The sequence below is a fragment of the Streptomyces herbicida genome, assembly GCF_032656585.1.
GTDB classification, from domain to species: Bacteria; Actinomycetota; Actinomycetes; order Streptomycetales; family Streptomycetaceae; genus Streptomyces; species Streptomyces herbicida.
Map to the genome: position 1 here is coordinate 42,931 of NZ_JAUYWJ010000003.1, position 20,011 is coordinate 62,941.

General features: G+C 68.6%; 12 protein-coding genes. 6 read left to right on the plus strand and 6 right to left on the minus strand.

Annotation, left to right across the window (positions count from 1 at the left end):
• Positions 1–402: 402 nt before the first annotated feature.
• Positions 403–3,888, plus strand: coding sequence for a DNA-directed RNA polymerase subunit beta (rpoB, locus tag Q8A52_RS07250; protein ID WP_316750062.1), 3,486 nt, complete (start codon positions 403–405; stop codon positions 3,886–3,888).
• 97 nt (positions 3,889–3,985) lie between these two features.
• Entirely contained in the window at positions 3,986–7,885 is a 3,900-nt protein-coding gene (locus Q8A52_RS07255; protein ID WP_316750064.1) for a DNA-directed RNA polymerase subunit beta', read from the plus strand.
• A 72-nt stretch (positions 7,886–7,957) separates the two neighbouring features.
• Here Q8A52_RS07255 and Q8A52_RS07260 read toward each other — a convergent pair whose 3' ends face one another.
• From Q8A52_RS07260 to Q8A52_RS07285, 6 genes are all read right to left on the minus strand, one after another.
• Complete coding sequence (locus Q8A52_RS07260; RefSeq protein WP_316750065.1) at positions 7,958–9,358, minus strand: M48 family metalloprotease; 1,401 nt, start codon at positions 9,356–9,358, stop codon at positions 7,958–7,960.
• Positions 9,359–9,400: 42 nt separating this feature from the next.
• A complete protein-coding gene (locus Q8A52_RS07265) occupies positions 9,401–9,934 on the minus strand; it encodes a Pycsar system effector family protein (protein WP_408649179.1) in 534 nt (177 codons plus the stop codon).
• The gene (locus Q8A52_RS07270) at positions 9,931–11,352 is read right to left on the minus strand and encodes a PE-PGRS family protein (protein WP_316750067.1); all 1,422 of its coding nucleotides are present in this window, start codon (positions 11,350–11,352) and stop codon (positions 9,931–9,933) included. The genes Q8A52_RS07265 and Q8A52_RS07270 overlap by 4 nt, the downstream gene beginning before the upstream one ends.
• A 30-nt stretch (positions 11,353–11,382) precedes the next feature.
• Positions 11,383–13,497, minus strand: a complete 2,115-nt coding sequence (locus tag Q8A52_RS07275) for a hypothetical protein (RefSeq protein ID WP_316750069.1) — start codon at positions 13,495–13,497, stop codon at positions 11,383–11,385.
• Positions 13,494–14,315, minus strand: coding sequence for a hypothetical protein (locus Q8A52_RS07280; RefSeq protein WP_316750073.1), 822 nt, complete (start codon positions 14,313–14,315; stop codon positions 13,494–13,496). Before Q8A52_RS07280 ends, Q8A52_RS07275 begins: the two co-directional genes overlap by 4 nt.
• Positions 14,316–14,524: 209 nt before the next feature.
• Positions 14,525–15,229 (minus strand): Crp/Fnr family transcriptional regulator, encoded by a 705-nt coding sequence (locus Q8A52_RS07285; protein WP_316750075.1) that lies wholly within the window; start codon positions 15,227–15,229, stop codon positions 14,525–14,527.
• Positions 15,230–15,612: 383 nt separating this feature from the next.
• On the opposite strand from Q8A52_RS07285, the gene rpsL reads away from it, so the two are divergent.
• From rpsL to tuf, 4 genes are all read left to right on the plus strand, one after another.
• Entirely contained in the window at positions 15,613–15,984 is a 372-nt protein-coding gene (gene rpsL / locus Q8A52_RS07290) for a 30S ribosomal protein S12 (protein WP_003948652.1), read from the plus strand.
• Between the two features lie 2 nt (positions 15,985–15,986).
• Entirely contained in the window at positions 15,987–16,457 is a 471-nt protein-coding gene (gene rpsG, locus Q8A52_RS07295; protein WP_003992340.1) for a 30S ribosomal protein S7, read from the plus strand.
• A 39-nt stretch (positions 16,458–16,496) separates the two neighbouring features.
• A complete protein-coding gene (fusA, locus tag Q8A52_RS07300) occupies positions 16,497–18,623 on the plus strand; it encodes an elongation factor G (RefSeq protein ID WP_316750076.1) in 2,127 nt (708 codons plus the stop codon).
• A 155-nt stretch (positions 18,624–18,778) separates the two neighbouring features.
• The gene (tuf, locus tag Q8A52_RS07305; protein ID WP_316750077.1) at positions 18,779–19,972 is read left to right on the plus strand and encodes an elongation factor Tu; all 1,194 of its coding nucleotides are present in this window, start codon (positions 18,779–18,781) and stop codon (positions 19,970–19,972) included.
• Positions 19,973–20,011 lie beyond the last annotated feature (39 nt).

The following is a 20,011-nucleotide window of genomic DNA, read 5'->3' on the forward strand; positions in this document are numbered from 1 at the left end:
GGTGTCCGGCTGTAAGTGACGAGCGCAGCATCCGGTTTGGGCGGGGAGGGCCTTGACGAACCGCACGCAGCGCGCAATTCTCAGGACGCGTCGTCACAAGGATCCGAATCCGAGGCATGGATCGACGACGAAGAGGGCAGTATCAACGTGCGTTGAGGGCAGGCATGCCGAGGGCGTTGACAACAACGAGGGTCTCGAAAAACCCGCACTGGACATCAGTGTGCCAAGTGGCTACACTGACCCTTTGCGCTGCCTGTTAGCTGTCCCCTGCCCGTCACCAGGGGCATGCCCTCACTTGAGCACAGCCGACCGAACGTTCCCTGACCTGGGATTTCTGTCTCTGTGTGCGGGAGAGGGGCCGGTACGCGCGCAGTGAGTCCGAGCCCTCGGAAGGACCCCCTCTTGGCCGCCTCGCGCAATGCCTCGACCGCGAATATGAACAACGGCGCCAGCACCGCCCCGCTGCGCATTTCCTTTGCAAAGATCAAGGAGCCTCTCGAGGTTCCGAACCTGCTCGCGCTGCAGACCGAGAGCTTCGACTGGCTGCTCGGCAACACCGCTTGGCAGAGTCGGGTCGAGGAGGCTCTGGAGAACGGTCAGGACGTCCCCACCAAGTCCGGACTGGAGGAGATCTTCGAGGAGATCTCCCCGATCGAGGACTTCTCCGGGTCGATGTCCCTGACGTTCCGGGACCACCGCTTCGAGCCGCCGAAGAACTCGATCGACGAGTGCAAGGAGCGCGACTTCACGTACGCCGCGCCGCTCTTCGTCACGGCCGAGTTCACCAACAACGAGACCGGTGAGATCAAGTCCCAGACGGTCTTCATGGGCGACTTCCCGCTCATGACGAACAAGGGCACGTTCGTGATCAACGGCACCGAGCGTGTCGTGGTGTCGCAGCTGGTCCGTTCGCCCGGTGTCTACTTCGACTCCTCCATCGACAAGACGTCCGACAAGGACATCTTCTCCGCCAAGATCATCCCGTCCCGGGGTGCCTGGCTGGAGATGGAGATCGACAAGCGCGACATGGTCGGTGTCCGTATCGACCGCAAGCGCAAGCAGTCCGTGACCGTCCTCCTGAAGGCGCTCGGCTGGACGACCGAGCAGATCCTCGAGGAGTTCGGCGAGTACGAGTCCATGCGCGCCACCCTGGAGAAGGACCACACCCAGGGCCAGGACGACGCGCTGCTCGACATCTACCGCAAGCTGCGTCCGGGCGAGCCCCCCACGCGTGAGGCCGCGCAGACGCTGCTGGAGAACCTGTACTTCAACCCGAAGCGCTACGACCTCGCCAAGGTCGGCCGCTACAAGGTCAACAAGAAGCTGGGTGCGGACGCTCCGCTGGACGCGGGCATCCTGACCGTCGAGGACGTCATCTCGACGATCAAGTACCTGGTGAAGCTGCACGCGGGCGAGACCGAGACCGCCGGGGACAACGGCGACACGATCGTCGTCGAGACCGACGACATCGACCACTTCGGCAACCGTCGTCTGCGCAGCGTCGGCGAGCTCATCCAGAACCAGGTCCGCACCGGTCTGGCTCGTATGGAGCGCGTCGTGCGCGAGCGCATGACCACGCAGGACGTCGAGGCGATCACGCCGCAGACCCTGATCAACATCCGGCCGGTCGTCGCCTCCATCAAGGAGTTCTTCGGCACCAGCCAGCTGTCCCAGTTCATGGACCAGAACAACCCGCTGTCCGGGCTGACGCACAAGCGTCGTCTGTCCGCGCTCGGCCCGGGTGGTCTCTCCCGTGAGCGGGCCGGCTTCGAGGTCCGTGACGTGCACCCGTCCCACTACGGACGTATGTGCCCGATCGAGACCCCTGAAGGCCCCAACATCGGTCTGATCGGTTCGCTCGCCTCGTACGGCCGGGTCAACGCGTTCGGTTTCGTCGAGACCCCGTACCGCAAGGTCGTCGAGGGTCAGGTCACCGACGAGGTGGACTACCTGACCGCCGACGAAGAGGACCGATTCGTCATCGCGCAGGCCAACGCCACCCTCACGGACGACCTGCGGTTCGCCGAGAACCGCGTCCTGGTCCGCCGTCGTGGCGGCGAGGTCGACTACGTCGCCGGTGACGACGTGGACTACATGGACGTCTCGCCGCGCCAGATGGTGTCGGTAGCGACCGCCATGATCCCCTTCCTCGAGCACGACGACGCCAACCGTGCCCTCATGGGCGCGAACATGATGCGCCAGGCCGTTCCGCTGATCCAGGCGGAGGCCCCGCTCGTCGGCACCGGCATGGAGTACCGCTCCGCCGTCGACGCCGGCGACGTCGTCAAGGCCGAGAAGGCCGGTGTGGTCCAGGAGGTCTCCGCGGACTACGTCACCACCGCCAACGACGACGGCACGTACATCACCTACCGCCTGGCCAAGTTCGCCCGCTCCAACCAGGGCACCTCGGTCAACCAGAAGGTCATCGTCAACGAGGGCGACCGGGTCGTCGAGGGCCAGGTCCTCTCCGACGGTCCGGCCACCCAGCACGGCGAGATGGCCCTCGGCAAGAACCTGCTCGTCGCGTTCATGCCGTGGGAGGGTCACAACTACGAGGACGCGATCATCCTGTCGCAGCGCCTCGTGCAGGACGACGTCCTCTCCTCGATCCACATCGAGGAGCACGAGGTCGACGCCCGTGACACCAAGCTCGGCCCCGAGGAGATCACCCGGGACATCCCGAACGTCTCCGAGGAGGTCCTAGCGGACCTCGACGAGCGCGGCATCATCCGTATCGGTGCCGAGGTCATCGCCGGTGACATCCTCGTCGGCAAGGTGACCCCGAAGGGTGAGACCGAGCTGACCCCCGAGGAGCGCCTGCTGCGCGCGATCTTCGGCGAGAAGGCCCGTGAGGTCCGTGACACCTCGCTGAAGGTGCCGCACGGCGAGACCGGCAAGGTCATCGGCGTGCGCGTCTTCGACCGCGAGGAGGGCGACGAGCTTCCCCCGGGTGTGAACCAGCTTGTGCGCGTGTACGTGGCGCAGAAGCGCAAGATCACCGACGGTGACAAGCTCGCCGGCCGTCACGGCAACAAGGGTGTCATCTCCAAGATCCTGCCGATCGAGGACATGCCGTTCCTGGAGGACGGCACCCCGGTCGACATCATCCTCAACCCGCTGGGTGTCCCGTCCCGAATGAACCCGGGACAGGTCCTGGAGATCCACCTCGGCTGGCTCGCCAGCCGCGGCTGGGACGTCTCCGGCCTCGCGGACGAGTGGGCGCAGCGCCTGCAGGCCATCGGTGCCGACCAGGTCGCCCCGGGCACCAACGTCGCCACCCCGGTCTTCGACGGTGCGCGCGAGGACGAGCTCGCGGGTCTGCTCCAGCACACCATCCCGAACCGCGACGGCGAGCGCATGGTGCTCCCGTCCGGCAAGGCGCAGCTGTTCGACGGTCGTTCGGGTGAGCCGTTCCCGGACCCGATCTCGGTCGGCTACATGTACATCCTGAAGCTGCACCACCTGGTCGACGACAAGCTGCACGCCCGCTCGACCGGTCCGTACTCGATGATCACCCAGCAGCCGCTGGGTGGTAAGGCGCAGTTCGGTGGCCAGCGCTTCGGTGAGATGGAGGTGTGGGCCCTCGAGGCCTACGGCGCCGCGTACGCGCTCCAGGAGCTGCTGACCATCAAGTCCGACGACGTCACCGGCCGCGTGAAGGTCTACGAGGCCATCGTCAAGGGCGAGAACATCCCGGAGCCCGGCATCCCCGAGTCCTTCAAGGTGCTCATCAAGGAGATGCAGTCGCTCTGCCTGAACGTGGAGGTGCTGTCCAGCGACGGTATGTCCATCGAGATGCGTGACACCGACGAGGACGTCTTCCGCGCTGCGGAGGAGCTCGGCATCGACCTGTCCCGGCGCGAGCCGAGCAGCGTCGAAGAGGTCTGACGGGAGTCCGGCGGTGCCCTCACCCACAGGGCCCCGCCGACCCCCAGGCCCCCGTTTCAGACCAAAGACTTACGACCCTGAGAGGGATTGACGCATAGTGCTCGACGTCAACTTCTTCGACGAGCTCCGGATCGGCCTGGCCACCGCGGACGACATCCGTCAGTGGAGCCACGGCGAGGTCAAGAAGCCCGAGACCATCAACTACCGCACCCTCAAGCCCGAAAAGGACGGACTCTTCTGCGAGAAGATCTTCGGTCCGACCCGGGACTGGGAGTGCTACTGCGGCAAGTACAAGCGCGTCCGCTTCAAGGGCATCATCTGCGAGCGCTGTGGCGTCGAGGTCACCCGCGCCAAGGTGCGCCGTGAGCGGATGGGCCACATCGAGCTGGCCGCCCCCGTCACGCACATCTGGTACTTCAAGGGCGTCCCGAGCCGGCTGGGCTACCTGCTCGACCTGGCTCCCAAGGACCTCGAGAAGGTCATCTACTTCGCGGCGTACATGATCACGTACGTCGACGAGGAGCGCCGTACGCGCGACCTGCCCTCCCTGGAGGCGCACGTCTCCGTGGAGCGCCAGCAGGTCGAGAACCGGCGCGACGCCGACCTCGAGGCCCGCGCCAAGAAGCTCGAGGCCGACCTGGCCGAGCTCGAGGCCGAGGGTGCCAAGGCCGACGTGCGCCGCAAGGTGCGCGAGGGTGCCGAGCGCGAGATGAAGCAGCTGCGCGACCGCGCGCAGCGCGAGATCGACCGGCTCGACGAGGTGTGGACCCGGTTCAAGAACCTCAAGGTCCAGGACCTCGAGGGCGACGAGCTGCTCTACCGCGAGCTGCGTGACCGCTTCGGCACGTACTTCGACGGTTCGATGGGCGCCCAGGCCCTGCAGAAGCGCCTGGAGTCCTTCGACCTCGAGGAGGAGGCCGAGAAGCTCCGCGAGATCATCCGTACCGGCAAGGGCCAGAAGAAGACCCGCGCCCTCAAGCGCCTGAAGGTCGTCTCCGCGTTCCTGCAGACGTCCAACAGCCCCAAGGGCATGGTCCTCGACTGCGTGCCGGTCATCCCGCCGGACCTGCGTCCGATGGTGCAGCTGGACGGTGGCCGCTTCGCGACCTCCGACCTGAACGACCTGTACCGCCGTGTGATCAACCGCAACAACCGTCTGAAGAGGCTCCTGGACCTCGGTGCCCCGGAGATCATCGTCAACAACGAGAAGCGCATGCTTCAGGAGGCTGTTGACGCCCTCTTCGACAACGGTCGTCGCGGCCGCCCGGTGACGGGCCCCGGCAACCGCCCGCTGAAGTCCCTCAGCGACATGCTGAAGGGCAAGCAGGGTCGATTCCGTCAGAACCTGCTCGGTAAGCGAGTCGACTACTCGGCGCGTTCCGTCATCGTCGTCGGCCCGCAGCTGAAGCTGCACCAGTGCGGTCTGCCCAAGGCCATGGCGCTGGAGCTCTTCAAGCCGTTCGTGATGAAGCGCCTGGTCGACCTGAACCACGCGCAGAACATCAAGAGCGCCAAGCGCATGGTGGAGCGCGGCCGCACGGTCGTGTACGACGTCCTCGAAGAGGTCATCGCCGAGCACCCGGTGCTGCTGAACCGTGCTCCCACCCTGCACCGCCTCGGCATCCAGGCCTTCGAGCCGCAGCTGGTCGAGGGCAAGGCCATCCAGATCCACCCGCTCGTCTGCACCGCGTTCAACGCGGACTTCGACGGTGACCAGATGGCCGTGCACCTGCCGCTGTCCGCGGAGGCGCAGGCCGAGGCCCGCATCCTGATGCTGTCCTCGAACAACATCCTCAAGCCGGCCGACGGCCGTCCGGTGACGATGCCGACCCAGGACATGGTCCTCGGTCTGTTCTTCCTCACCACCGACGGCGAGATGCGGAACGTGAAGGGCGAGGACCGCTCCTTCTCCTCCGTGGCCGAGGCGATCATGGCGTTCGACGCCGGCGAGCTCTCGCTGCAGTCGCGCGTGGACATCCGCTTCCCGGTGGGCACCATCCCGCCGCGCGGCTGGACCCCGCCGGCCCAGGAGGAGGGCGAGCCGGAGTGGCAGCAGGGTGACAGCTTCCGGCTGAAGACCACGCTGGGCCGTGCGCTCTTCAACGAGCTGCTGCCCGAGGACTACCCGTTCGTCGACTACGAGGTCGGCAAGAAGCAGCTCTCCGAGATCGTCAACGACCTCGCCGAGCGCTACCCGAAGGTCATCGTGGCGGCGACGCTCGACAACCTGAAGGCGGCCGGCTTCTACTGGGCCACCCGTTCCGGTGTCACCGTCGCCATCTCCGACGTCGTCGTTCCCGAGGCGAAGAAGGAGATCGTCCGCGGCTACGAGGCGCAGGACGAGAAGGTCCAGAAGCAGTACGAGCGCGGTCTGATCACCAAGGACGAGCGCACGCAGGAGCTCATCGCGATCTGGACCAAGGCGACCAACGAGGTCGCCGAGGCGATGAACGAGAACTTCCCGAAGACCAACCCGATCTTCATGATGGTGAACTCGGGTGCCCGAGGCAACATGATGCAGATGCGTCAGATTGCCGGTATGCGTGGTCTGGTGTCGAACGCCAAGAACGAGACGATCCCGCGTCCGATCAAGGCGTCCTTCCGTGAGGGTCTGTCCGTGCTGGAGTACTTCATCTCCACGCACGGTGCCCGTAAGGGTCTCGCGGACACCGCTCTGCGTACCGCCGACTCGGGTTACCTCACCCGTCGTCTGGTCGACGTCTCCCAGGACGTCATCATCCGCGAGGAGGACTGCGGCACCGACCGTGGCCTCAAGCTCCACATCGCGGAGGTCGAAGCGGACGGCGTGCTGCGCAAGGCGGAGAACGTCGAGACGTCCGTGTACGCGCGCTGCCTCGCCGAGGACATCGTGGTCGACGGTCAGGTCCTGGCCCCGGCCGGCACCGACCTCGGTGACGTCCTCATCGAGGAACTGGTGGCCCGTGGTGTCTCGGAGGTCAAGACCCGCTCGGTCCTGACCTGTGAGTCCGCCGTCGGCACCTGCGCCATGTGCTACGGCCGTTCGCTGGCCACCGGCAAGCTGGTCGACATCGGTGAGGCGGTCGGCATCATCGCCGCCCAGTCCATCGGTGAGCCCGGTACCCAGCTGACGATGCGTACCTTCCACACCGGTGGTGTGGCCGGTGACGACATCACCCAGGGTCTGCCGCGTGTCGTCGAGCTCTTCGAGGCCCGTACCCCGAAGGGTGTCGCCCCGATCTCCGAGGCCTCCGGCCGCGTGCGGATCGAGGAGACCGAGAAGACCAAGAAGATCGTCATCACGCCGGACGACGGCAGCGACGAGACGGCGTACCCGATCTCGAAGCGCGCCCGACTCCTGGTCAGCGAGGGCGAGCACGTCGAGGTGGGCCAGAAGCTCACCGTGGGTGCCACCAACCCGCACGACGTGCTGCGCATCCTGGGCCAGCGTGCCGTCCAGGTCCACCTGGTCGGCGAGGTCCAGAAGGTGTACAACTCGCAGGGTGTGTCGATCCACGACAAGCACATCGAGATCATCATCCGGCAGATGCTCCGCCGAGTGACGATCATCGAGTCCGGCGACGCCGAGCTGCTGCCCGGCGAGCTGGTCGAGCGCTCGAAGTTCGAGACCGAGAACCGTCGTGTGGTCCAGGAGGGCGGTCACCCGGCCTCCGGTCGTCCGCAGCTCATGGGTATCACCAAGGCCTCGCTGGCGACCGAGTCCTGGCTGTCGGCGGCGTCCTTCCAGGAGACGACCAGGGTCCTCACGGACGCGGCGATCAACGCCAAGTCCGACTCCCTGATCGGCCTCAAGGAGAACGTCATCATCGGTAAGCTCATCCCGGCCGGTACGGGTCTGTCCCGCTACCGCAACATCCGGGTCGAGCCGACCGAGGAGGCCAAGGCCGCGATGTACTCGGCCGTCGGCTACGACGACATCGACTACTCGCCGTTCGGCACCGGCTCCGGCCAGGCCGTTCCGCTGGAGGACTACGACTACGGTCCGTACAACCAGTAGGACGCGAGCGTCCGCTTGAAGGGCGGTCACCCCACGGGGTGGCCGCCCTTCGGCGTTTCTTCGGGAGCCGCGCTACAGCCCGGTGCGCAGATACGGCTCCAGACGGGCCAGCCGGGTGGCATTGTCGGGGTGGGTGGACAGCAGACGGGCCAGCGGGCCCGGCCGCTCCAGACGCTGCCCGGCCGCCGCGGCGCGTGCGACCTCCGCCTGCTCCTCGGCCTCCAGACGGTGCAGCACCTCGGTCATCTGCGGGGCGAAGCCGAGGGCGGCCGCCTGCTGGTCGGCCCGGAGCTCGCCCTGGCGCCCCGCAAAGGCGAGCAGATACGGCGCGAGGACCAGCGGAATCGTCACGAACCACGCGCCGATCACCGCGAAGACGAAGAACATCCCCATGAACAGCACCAGGAACCCGGTCGCCACCACGGAGAACCGGCTGGCCACCATCACGGTGACACTGGCCAGGAACTTGGTGACGGCCCAGGCGATCCGGCCGGGCAGCGAGTACCAGTAGCCGAGCAGCCCCGCCCAGGAGTGACCGCCGGTGTGATGGCCGAGCTCATGGGCGAGTACGGCGGCGAGGTTGCTGCTCGGGATCTCGTTCAGCGCGTACGTCGTGACGCTGACGACGTGCCCCGCGACCGCTGACGCGTTCAGCTCGTCGCTGCTCTCGACCATCAGCTCGTACGTGTGCGCCTCTATGCCCGCGCGGGCGGTGACCTCGTGCCACACGGGCTCCAGCCGGGACAGCTCCAGGGCCGTCGGCACGCGCAGCTTCAACACCTTGCGGGCGAAGAGGAGTTCGGCGGGCCGGTGGAACACGAGCCCGCCGCTGGCCAGCCACACGAGGACCGCGAGCCACCCGCCCACGGTCCCGCCGAACGCCGTCCCGATGGCGGCGACCACGACACCGCTCACCAGTGCTCCCGGCAGATGCACGACGAGCCGCCCCACGGCGGTGGCGTCGGCACCGCGCTGATGGGCGGCGACATGGACGCGGGAGCCGAGGTGGCGGTAGTCGAGATCGTCCGGGGCGGCGGCCTGCGGCGCCTGCTCCGCGAGGGGCTGGCTGGTGGGCTGGGGCACCTGGGAGGGGGCCGGGTGGGGCGGAGCGGTGGGCTGGAACTGCGAGGGCGGGGGTGTCATCGGGTACTGCTGGGCGGGGCCCGTCGGGTACTGCGGGGCGGGAGCGGTCGGGTATTGGGGTGGCTGAGCAGTTGGGTACTGCGGCGGGGTGGCGGCCGTCGGGTACTGCGGGGCGGGAGCGCCGGGGTACTGCGGAGCGCCGGCGGCTGTCGGATGGTCCGGGGTGGAGCCGGGATAGTGCGGCGGCGGTGCTGCGGGGTACTGCGGGGCGGAGCCCGTCGGGTACTGCGGGGCGGAGCCCGGATACGCGGGCGGTGCCGTCGGGTACGTCGGGGCGGGGTACTGGGGTTCCGGAGGCGGGTAGGAACCGGGATCGGGTGTTTCGGACATGGGGACGTTTCCTTCGAGTGCCGTGTTTCGTGTGAGCGGGCGTCAGCCGACCAGCAGGGCGGTGGGGAGCAGGACCGTGCCGGCGCAGAAGGCGATCAGGCCGGTGCGGATCCACTGGTGCTTGCGGGCGGCGATGCGGCTGGTCTCGGTGAGGGCCGCGGTGAGTCCGGCGACGGGGTCGCGTTCGGTGTCGGCGAGAGCATCGGCCAGGCGGCCCGCGCGTACGGCCTGTTGGACGTCGCCGAAGTAGCAGAGGGGCTGGCCCGGGGACCACACCCCGGTGCGATACCGGGGCAGTACGGCGAGCAGCAACGCCAGCAGCGACAGGGCGAGGGCGAGAGCGCCGGCCCACCACAGCAGGGTCCCGGCGGCCGACAGCACCCCCGGCTCCCACTTCCGCCCGGCCACCAGCCCGCTGAACGCTCCGGCGGTCAGCCCCAACGCCGCGACCAGCACGGCCGCCTTGCTGTCGGCCCGCGCGATCTCCCCGCGCATCTCGACGAGGAGCCGCTCGGCCGTGCCGAGACCGGGGGAGCCGACGGGTGCCGGGCGGGATGTGGTGCCGGGTGTCGTCACGACGCCTCCGGTTCCGGACCGGGCCGGGGCGGGGTGTACGGCGCGGGCATCGGCGGGGTGGCGGGCGCCGGGCCCTCCTGGACCGGGTGCCCGGGGGAGGGGCCGTCGGCGGGTGCGTACGGCGCGGCCGGGTCGCCGGGTTTGCCCGGCGAGGGCGGGTGATTCGCCGGTGCCGGAGCGGCCGGAGGGATCGACGCCGGAGGTACGGCGGCAGGCGGTGCCCCAGTCCCGTAGGCCTGCGGCCCAGTCCCGTATGCCTGCGGCCCGGCCCCGTACGCCGGTGCCCCCGCCCCGTACACCTGAGGCCCTGCCCCGTACACCTGAGGCCCTGCCCCATACGCCTGAGGCCCTGCCCCATACGCCTGCGGCCCGGTCCCGTACCCGGGTGCCGGCGGCTGCTCCTGCGGCATCTGCCCCGGATACGCCGGCGCCTGCGGACCCGCGGGCAGGGCTCCCGCCGCACCCGGACTCGCCCCGCGCATACGGATGATCGCGTCGATCTCGTGACGGACCTGCTTGAGGGACTCCGCCTTCTGGTAGTCCTCCAGTTCGTCACTGCCGAGCTGCTCCAACTGAGCCTTGATGAAGGTCAGTTGATCCTGGTGGATGTTGTCGATGACGAGCCGTGTGTCCTCGGGGTGGGCGGCCAGGTGGAGGGCCCACGCGCCGACCCCGCCGTACTGGAGGTGGTACTGGTAGAAGTTGATCTTCTCGGCGACCAGCTGCTGATGCTGCCGCTGCTGCAGCGCCTCCAGCTCGTACTGCTGCTGCGCCTGCCGCAGCCGGAACTCGTGCTCCGGGTCGAGCATCTCGGACTCGTAGCGCAGCGTCCGCTTCCGCTGCCGATGGGCGATCGCCTCGTCATCGAGCCGCAGCCGCACCACACAGGTGACCTCGAGTCCGAGGCCCGCCGCGAAGGCCCCGGACTCGACGGCCTGTTGGACCTCCACCTCCGCCGACGGGCTCTCCTCGATCGGGAAGCGACGGCTGACCGGGCGGGCCAGCTGCTGCAGTTCACGGGTCAGCCGGGTCGGCACATCGCGCTCACCGCTGCGTACATACGCCTCCGGATCCCGCACCCGCCACGTCAGGTCCGCCGTCGCGCCGAAGGCGAACGCGTCGTCGTCACTCGGTAACTCCAGCTCCAGCCGGACCGGGTGGCTGCCCAGGTCCACCTCGTACACCGAGGTGTAGCGACGGGTCGCCGCGTCCGTACGGCTGGGCCGGCGCGGCGGGAGGTACACGTCGTACGCGCCACTCGCGGTGGCGAAGACCAGCGCGTGGTCGATCGCGCCGACCACCCGCCGGGCGGTGTAGTCGAACCGCGAGATCGGCCGCACCGTGAGTACCGGGTCGATCAATGTGCTGTGCCGGTCGGCCTGTTGCTGCCACTCCGGCTGACGGCGGAAGTCCGCCATGGGTCAACTCCTCGGGTATTGCAGGGTCGGTCAGGAAAGAGTCGAAGTGGCGGGCCAGAGCACGTCCAGCAGCCGGTCGGCGACGGGCGGCCGCGGGCCCCCGTCCTCCGCGCGCATGGTGCGCAGTTCGTGGTCGAGCCGGTCACGGTCGGCCGCCTCGACGACCAGCGCGGGCAGCAGCAGCTCCAGGGCCTGGGCCGCGTCCGCCCGGCGCTGGGCGACATGCACCCAGGTGTGCAGCGCGCCCAGCGCCTGCCGGGTGTGGGCCCGGTCGCCCAGGGCGGTGCGCCACAGGGTCGCGAGGTCGCGGGCCGAGTCGGGCTCGTACATGCCGGTGTCGGCGTACCACTCGACGAGTGCGCCCTCCTCGGCGTTGTCGCAGGCGCGTACGAAGGCGTTCAGGGCGAGGGCGCGCACCGCCGGAGTGTCGTGGTAGAGCAGCCGTACGAACTCGGAGAGCACCTCGCCGGGGCGCCGTCCCGAGGAGAGGAGGAGGGCCGCCGACTCGATCAGGCTCTCCGCCTCGGCGTCGCTGCTGACGTCCGCCCGCGCCCGGCCGGCCAGCGCGGCCAGGGCGGGGCCCGCCAGCTCCGGGCGGAGCGGCGCGAGCAGGCCGAAGGCACGGATCGCCGTCCAGCGGCGGGCCCAGTGCGGGTCCGTGCACCACTGGGTGAGCAGCCGCAGTACGGCGGGCGCGTCGAGGAGCTGGGCCAGGGTGAGCGTGTTGGCGGCCGTCACCCGGGGGCCGAAGGCCTTCGAGTCGGCCCAGCCGTCGATGAGCAGTGCGATCGCCGAGGGCAGATCGGCGGCGGCCAGCAGCGCGGCGGCCGCGGCGGCCCGGGTGCGCACCACCGGCCGGCCGTCCCGGGCCAGCTCTCGCAGCCATGCCACCAGCGCGGGCCGGGCGGAGGGGTGCCCCGTCCAGACCTCGGTGAGCAGCACACGTGCGGTGCGCTCCTCCCGGAACGCCGCCGTGAACTGCGGTACGGGACCCCAGTCGGTCTGCTCGTCCCGCAACTCCCCCTCCGCGTGCGCCCGCTCCAGCCGGTCCGCGGCCGACGGCCCGAACACGGGGATCTCCGGGAGCAGTTCGGGATGCTGCAGCTTCTGGAAGTGCACGAAGAGGCGGTCCGCGAGCTCGGCGGCGAGTACGTACGGCGCCTGGTCGAAGACCGCGAGCGAGATCAGGAACGCCTTCTCGCGCAGATCCGTGTCCGGCGCGCCGAGCCAGCTTCGGCACTGCTTCTCCACCGCGGTCTGCCCGAAGTCCGCGAGCCGAGCGCCCGCCGCGTCACTGCCGTCGTACGCGGCCAGCTCCCGGGCGAACTCGGCGGCCTCGGCGGGGCGCCGCCCGCGCCCGAGGAACTCCCGCACCGGCGCGAGCGCCAGCAGCTGCGCCGTCTCGCCCCGTCGTCGTACGGCCAGATGCGCCCGTACGACGTCCTCGGCCGTCGGCGGCTCCCACGGCGTCGGGGTGACGCCCTGCAGGAACGGTGAGTTCTCGACCGTGATCACCAGATGGCCGTCGGTCTTCTTGAGCTGGTCCACGGCCGCGTAGAGGTGGGTGTCGCGCAGCGGCCGGTTGCGGGTCAGGGGCAGGTCGCGCAGCACATGGCCGCCCGGCCGGGTGAGCTGCGCGGGCAGGGTCGCGGGGGTCGTCTCGGCGGGCAGGGCGTGCACGGCGGGCACGCCGAGGCGGTGCAGCAGCATCAGGGCGGCGGCGTAGCGGCCGGCGGCGTGCGGGCCGGACAGGACGACGACCCGCTCCTGCCGCAGCCGGCGCAGGGCGGCCTCGAAGGCGGGGCCCTCGGCGAAGACCGCGTCCAGGGTGTCCAGCTCGGCCCGCGGGACCTCTCCGGAGGCGTACGAGGCGGCCGACGGCCCGTGGTGGTGGATCTCGGTCTTGCCGCCCATGAAGACGTCCCCGGCGACCTGCCCGCCGGACACCCCGTGCTGTGCCCCGCCGACCAGGCTGCCCCCGAAGGAGGCCGCCGAGCCGAGGATGAAGCCCGGGGTGTGGGCGAACAGCTCACGCTGGGCGGCGCGGGCCTCCTGGGCGCTCTCGGCCTCTTCCCCGGGTCTGTCGCCGTCGGGCTCCTGCGCGGCCTCCGGGTCCGGCGGCCGCTGCTCGGGTGGAATCGTCACGCCGCGTCACCCCCGGTCCCGCCGAGGTGCACGTCCCCGGTGACCCGGCCGCCGGAGACCCCGTGCTGGTCACCGAGGACGAGGCTGCCGCCGAAGCTGGGCGCGCCGCCGTTGAAATTGAAGACGACGCCCCCCGTCGCGGGAGTAGAGGGCGATGTCCGCCCCGGTGCCGGGCCGTCCCCCGAAGCACCCGGCACCGGGGCTCCCCCCGCCCCCGTTTCACTGTGGTTCCGGGGCCCGGCCGCGCCCTCGGGCACCGGGCCGTGCAGCCACGCCTTCAGCGGGCCGTTCTTGCTGTCCACGGTCACCTCGTGGAAGTCGGCCGCCGGGACCCCCGTGTGGTCGTGCCGCACGATGCCCGTGTAGACCCCGTCCGACACGCACAGCGCGAAGTCGTCCTGCCGCTCGCGCAGCGCGGCACGCAGCAGACCGGCGTCCAGGAGGCGGCAGGCGTGGTTGAGGTCGGAGCCGACCCAGCCGTGCTCGTCGATGGCGACGTACCCCGAGGCGACGACTCCGCGCAGCCGGATCTGCGCCGAGCTGGACGCCATGCGGTTGACCGCCCGCAGCTGGGCCGGGACCGAGGTGAGCAGGGCCCGCAGCAGGGCCGGCACGGAGGAATTGGCGTCGATCAGCTCCATCACGGAGTCCCCGCGGTCGGCCCGCAGGCGCAGCGTCTCGTCGATCCCGGCGCTCTCCAGGGCGCGGTCGGTGACGTCGTACAGCATCCGCCGTAAGTAGGCCTGCTCGACGTCGTCCCGGTCGCTGTAGCGCTCGATGTCGAGCAGCAGGATGGTCCGGCTCACGGGATCGTTCATGATCGCCTTTCGGGAAGGGGGCTGTCGCCCGGCGAGACGAGAAGAGTGACGCGTGGGGCGGCACCGGGTAGAGGGCGGATGACGCACTCGGACTGTGACCGTGTGCACAGAACGCGCTTGCTCCCCGGGGCCCGCGCACGGGCCCTCGCGTCACCCGGCGTCCCGGCCTACGCGTCATTCGTCCTGGGCTCAGCGTCATCGGCTTCGCGTCACCCGTCCCGCGCGATCCGCCGCAGCACGTCCATCCGTACGATCCGCAGCGTCCGCCGCCCGGTGACCACCACCCCGCGGTCCCGCAGCTCCTTCAGCAGTCGCTGGACCATCTCCCGCGACGCCCCGACCGACCCGGCCAGCTCCTGCTTGCTGAGGGGCACCAGGAGCTCGACGCCGGTCTCGGTGTAGCGGGCGTTCGTGCGGGCCAGCTCCAGCAGGAGGGCGGCCAGGCGCTCCCGTACGTTCATGGAGGCGAACTCCAGGCGGCGCTGGTCGGCCGCTCGCATCCGGTCCGAGGTGAGGCCGAGGAGGGCGTAGGAGACGTCGGGGGAGCGCCCGAGGAAGTCGGTGAAGCGGTCCCGTTCGACGGCGACCGCGCGGACCGGCTCCAGGGCGGTCACGGTGGCCGAGCGCGGACGTCCGGTGAGCGCGGCCGACTCGCCGACGATGTCGCCGGGGCCGCGCAGGGCGAGCAGCGCCTCGTAGCCGTTGACGGCGGCCGCGGTGACCTTGGTCCAGCCGTGGATGACGAAGAGCACGTACGAAGAGGGCTCGTGCTGGTGGAGCAGCACGTCCCGGGGGCGGAAGGCGAGCTCGCGGCCCAGGTCGAGCAGCGTCTCGCGGTCCCCCTTCTCCAGGCGTGCGAGGAAGGGCACCCGGTCGTCGAGACCGGTCCCGTCGGGTAAGTCGGCCGCCGTCATCTGTTCCCCCCGTCCCCCGCGATCGGTACAGCAACCGTTCAACGTACTGAACAAGCCGTTGGCATGGGCACGGAACGGGGCGAAAGCCCTCCGACCTTCACTCCGGGCCCACGATTGCAAGGGTGACAAACCCGGCGTGTCGGGGCGCACTCCATTTGTTTTGACCGAAGTCCGTGAGGTAGGTACGCTCAGACCTTGTGCCTGGGGTGTGCCCTGGCTCTCGTGCGTGCCTTCAACCGCATGGCGAGCCGACACCGGCCACCGTGATCTGCGCCCTTTTTCGCCTTGCGGCAAAGGTCCGCGGGATTCGACACACCCGACCGCGTGGGTCGGCGACGTTCCAGGTTAGCTGTACCTATCGGCACACAGAAACCGGAGAAGTAGTGCCTACGATCCAGCAGCTGGTCCGCAAGGGCCGGCAGGACAAGGTCGAGAAGAACAAGACGCCCGCACTCGAGGGTTCCCCTCAGCGTCGTGGCGTCTGCACGCGTGTGTTCACGACCACCCCGAAGAAGCCGAACTCGGCCCTGCGTAAGGTCGCGCGTGTGCGTCTGACCAGCGGGATCGAGGTCACCGCTTACATTCCGGGTGAGGGACACAACCTGCAGGAGCACTCCATCGTGCTCGTGCGCGGCGGCCGTGTGAAGGACCTGCCGGGTGTTCGCTACAAGATCATCCGTGGTTCGCTCGACACCCAGGGTGTCAAGAACCGCAAGCAGGCCCGCAGCCGCTACGGCGCCAAGAAGGAGAAGTAAGAATGCCTCGTAAGGGCCCCGCCCCGAAGCGCCCGGTCATCATCGACCCGGTCTACGGTTCTCCTCTGGTGACCTCCCTCATCAACAAGGTGCTGCTGAACGGCAAGCGCTCCACCGCCGAGCGCATCGTCTACGGCGCCATGGAGGGTCTGCGTGAGAAGACGGGCAACGACCCGATCATCACGCTGAAGCGCGCGCTGGAGAACATCAAGCCGACCCTCGAGGTCAAGTCCCGCCGTGTCGGTGGTGCGACGTACCAGGTTCCGATCGAGGTCAAGCCCGGTCGCGCCAACACCCTCGCGCTGCGCTGGCTCGTCGGCTACTCCCGCGCCCGTCGCGAGAAGACCATGACCGAGCGTCTGCTCAACGAGCTCCTCGACGCCTCCAACGGCCTCGGTGCCGCTGTGAAGAAGCGCGAGGACACGCACAAGATGGCCGAGTCCAACAAGGCCTTCGCGCACTACCGCTGGTAGTCGCAGTCCACATCGAGACCGAGAGAAGACTGAAGCCTTATGGCTACCACTTCGCTTGACCTGGCCAAGGTGCGCAATATCGGCATCATGGCCCACATCGACGCGGGCAAGACGACCACCACCGAGCGGATCCTGTTCTACACCGGCGTTTCCTACAAGATCGGTGAGGTCCACGACGGCGCTGCCACCATGGACTGGATGGAGCAGGAGCAGGAGCGTGGCATCACGATCACCTCTGCTGCCACCACCTGCCACTGGCCGCTGGAAGACGTCGACCACACCATCAACATCATCGACACGCCGGGCCACGTCGACTTCACCGTCGAGGTGGAGCGTTCCCTGCGCGTGCTCGACGGTGCCGTGACGGTGTTCGACGGCGTCGCCGGCGTTGAGCCGCAGTCCGAGACCGTGTGGCGTCAGGCGGACCGTTACGGCGTTCCGCGTATCTGCTTCGTCAACAAGCTCGACCGTACGGGTGCCGAGTTCCACCGCTGCGTGGACATGATCAGCGACCGGCTGGGTGCCCAGCCGATCGTCATGCAGCTCCCGATCGGTGCCGAGGCCGACTTCAAGGGCGTCGTCGACCTCGTGACGATGAAGGCCCTGGTCTGGTCCGCCGAGGCCACCAAGGGCGAGATGTACGACGTCGTCGACATCCCGGCCACGCACACCGAGGCTGCCGAGGAGTGGCGCGGCAAGCTGCTCGAGGCCGTCGCCGAGAACGACGAAGAGATCATGGAGCTGTACCTGGAGGGCACCGAGCCTTCCGTGGAGCAGCTGTACGCCGCGATCCGTCGCATCACCATCGCGTCCGGCAAGTCCAAGGACACCACGGTCACCCCGGTGTTCTGTGGCACCGCGTTCAAGAACAAGGGCGTCCAGCCCCTGCTCGACGCGGTCGTGCGCTACCTCCCCTCCCCCCTGGACGTCGAGGCCATCGAGGGCCACGACGTCAAGGACCCGGAGACGGTCGTCAAGCGCAAGCCGTCCGACGACGAGCCGCTGTCGGCGCTGGCGTTCAAGATCATGAGCGACCCGCACCTCGGCAAGCTCACCTTCGTCCGGGTCTACTCGGGCCGCCTGGAGTCCGGCACCGCCGTGCTGAACTCCGTCAAGGGCAAGAAGGAGCGCATCGGCAAGATCTACCGCATGCACGCGAACAAGCGTGAGGAGATCGAGTCGGTGGGCGCCGGCGACATCATCGCCGTCATGGGTCTGAAGCAGACCACGACCGGTGAGACGCTGTGCGACGACAAGGCCCCGGTCATCCTGGAGTCCATGGACTTCCCGGCGCCGGTCATCCAGGTCGCCATCGAGCCCAAGTCGAAGGGCGACCAGGAGAAGCTGGGCGTCGCGATCCAGCGCCTGGCCGAGGAGGACCCGTCCTTCCAGGTCCACTCGGACGAGGAGACCGGCCAGACCATCATCGGCGGCATGGGCGAGCTGCACCTCGAGGTGCTGGTCGACCGTATGCGCCGTGAGTTCAAGGTCGAGGCCAACGTCGGCAAGCCGCAGGTCGCGTACCGCGAGACGATCCGCAAGGCCGTCGAGCGCGTGGACTACACCCACAAGAAGCAGACCGGTGGTACCGGTCAGTTCGCCAAGGTGCAGATCGCGATCGAGCCCATCGAGGGCGGCGACGCCTCGTACGAGTTCGTGAACAAGGTGACCGGTGGCCGTATCCCGAAGGAGTACATCCCTTCGGTGGACGCCGGTGCTCAGGAGGCCATGCAGTTCGGCATCCTCGCGGGCTACGAGATGACCGGCGTGCGCGTCACGCTGATCGACGGTGGCTACCACGAGGTCGACTCCTCCGAGCTCGCCTTCAAGATCGCCGGTTCGCAGGCCTTCAAGGAGGCCGCGCGCAAGGCCAGCCCCGTGCTGCTCGAGCCGATGATGGCCGTCGAGGTCACCACGCCCGAGGACTACATGGGTGAGGTCATCGGCGACATCAACTCCCGCCGTGGTCAGATCCAGGCCATGGAGGAGCGGGCCGGTGCCCGCGTCGTGAAGGGCCTCGTGCCCCTGTCGGAGATGTTCGGCTACGTCGGCGACCTCCGTAGCAAGACGTCGGGTCGCGCAAGCTACTCGATGCAGTTCGACTCCTACGCCGAGGTTCCGCGGAACGTCGCCGAGGAGATCATCGCGAAGGCCAAGGGCGAGTAACGCACCGCGTTCACACGCTTTAGGCTTGACTCCGGAGCCTCAAGGGGCAAACACCCACATACCGGGATGTTTGCCCCCGGTTCCGGGCTTTCCAGCAAAGATCACCTGGCGCCGATGAAGTAAGGCGTACAGAACCACTCCACAGGAGGACCCCAGTGGCGAAGGCGAAGTTCGAGCGGACTAAGCCGCACGTCAACATCGGCACCATCGGTCACATCGACCACGGTAAGACGACCCTCACGGCCGCCATTACCAAGGTGCTGCACGACGCGTACCCGGACCTGAACGAGGCCACCCCGTTCGACAACATCGACAAGGCGCCCGAAGAGCGTCAGCGCGGTATCACCATCTCCATCGCGCACGTCGAGTACCAGACCGAGGCGCGTCACTACGCCCACGTCGACTGCCCGGGTCACGCGGACTACATCAAGAACATGATCACCGGTGCCGCGCAGATGGACGGCGCGATCCTCGTGGTCGCCGCCACCGACGGCCCGATGCCGCAGACCAAGGAGCACGTGCTCCTGGCCCGCCAGGTCGGCGTTCCGTACATCGTTGTCGCCCTGAACAAGGCCGACATGGTGGACGACGAGGAGATCCTGGAGCTCGTCGAGCTCGAGGTTCGTGAGCTCCTCTCCGAGTACGAGTTCCCGGGCGACGACGTTCCGGTCGTCCAGGTCTCCGCTCTGAAGGCGCTCGAGGGCGACGCCAAGTGGACCCAGTCGGTCCTGGACCTGATGAACGCTGTCGACACCTCCATCCCGGAGCCCGAGCGTGACGTCGACAAGCCGTTCCTGATGCCGATCGAGGACGTCTTCACGATCACCGGTCGCGGTACGGTCGTCACCGGCCGTATCGAGCGCGGTGTCCTCAAGGTCAACGAGACCGTCGACATCATCGGCATCAAGACCGAGAAGACCACCACCACGGTCACCGGCATCGAGATGTTCCGCAAGCTGCTCGACGAGGGCCAGGCCGGTGAGAACGTCGGTCTGCTGCTCCGTGGCATCAAGCGCGAGGACGTCGAGCGCGGCCAGGTCATCATCAAGCCGGGCTCGGTCACCCCGCACACCGAGTTCGAGGCGCAGGCCTACATCCTCTCCAAGGACGAGGGTGGCCGCCACACGCCGTTCTTCAACAACTACCGTCCGCAGTTCTACTTCCGTACGACGGACGTGACCGGCGTTGTGACCCTCCCCGAGGGCACCGAGATGGTCATGCCGGGTGACAACACCGAGATGACGGTGGAGCTCATCCAGCCCGTCGCCATGGAAGAGGGCCTGAAGTTCGCCATCCGTGAGGGTGGTCGCACGGTGGGCGCCGGCCAGGTCACCAAGATCAACAAGTGATCTTGAACTGACCCGGCCAGGTCTCTGACCTGGTAGCTG

Coding starts and splice junctions, on each gene's coding strand:
- Q8A52_RS07260 (WP_316750065.1), bottom strand. CDS start 9,358: ATGTCCGAAACACCCGATCCCGGTTCCTACCCGCCTCCGGAACCCCAG.
- Q8A52_RS07270 (WP_316750067.1), bottom strand. CDS start 11,352: ATGGCGGACTTCCGCCGTCAGCCGGAGTGGCAGCAACAGGCCGACCGG.
- Q8A52_RS07285 (WP_316750075.1), bottom strand. CDS start 15,229: ATGACGGCGGCCGACTTACCCGACGGGACCGGTCTCGACGACCGGGTG.
- rpsG (WP_003992340.1), top strand. CDS start 15,987: ATGCCTCGTAAGGGCCCCGCCCCGAAGCGCCCGGTCATCATCGACCCG.
- Q8A52_RS07280 (WP_316750073.1), bottom strand. CDS start 14,315: ATGAACGATCCCGTGAGCCGGACCATCCTGCTGCTCGACATCGAGCGC.
- fusA (WP_316750076.1), top strand. CDS start 16,497: ATGGCTACCACTTCGCTTGACCTGGCCAAGGTGCGCAATATCGGCATC.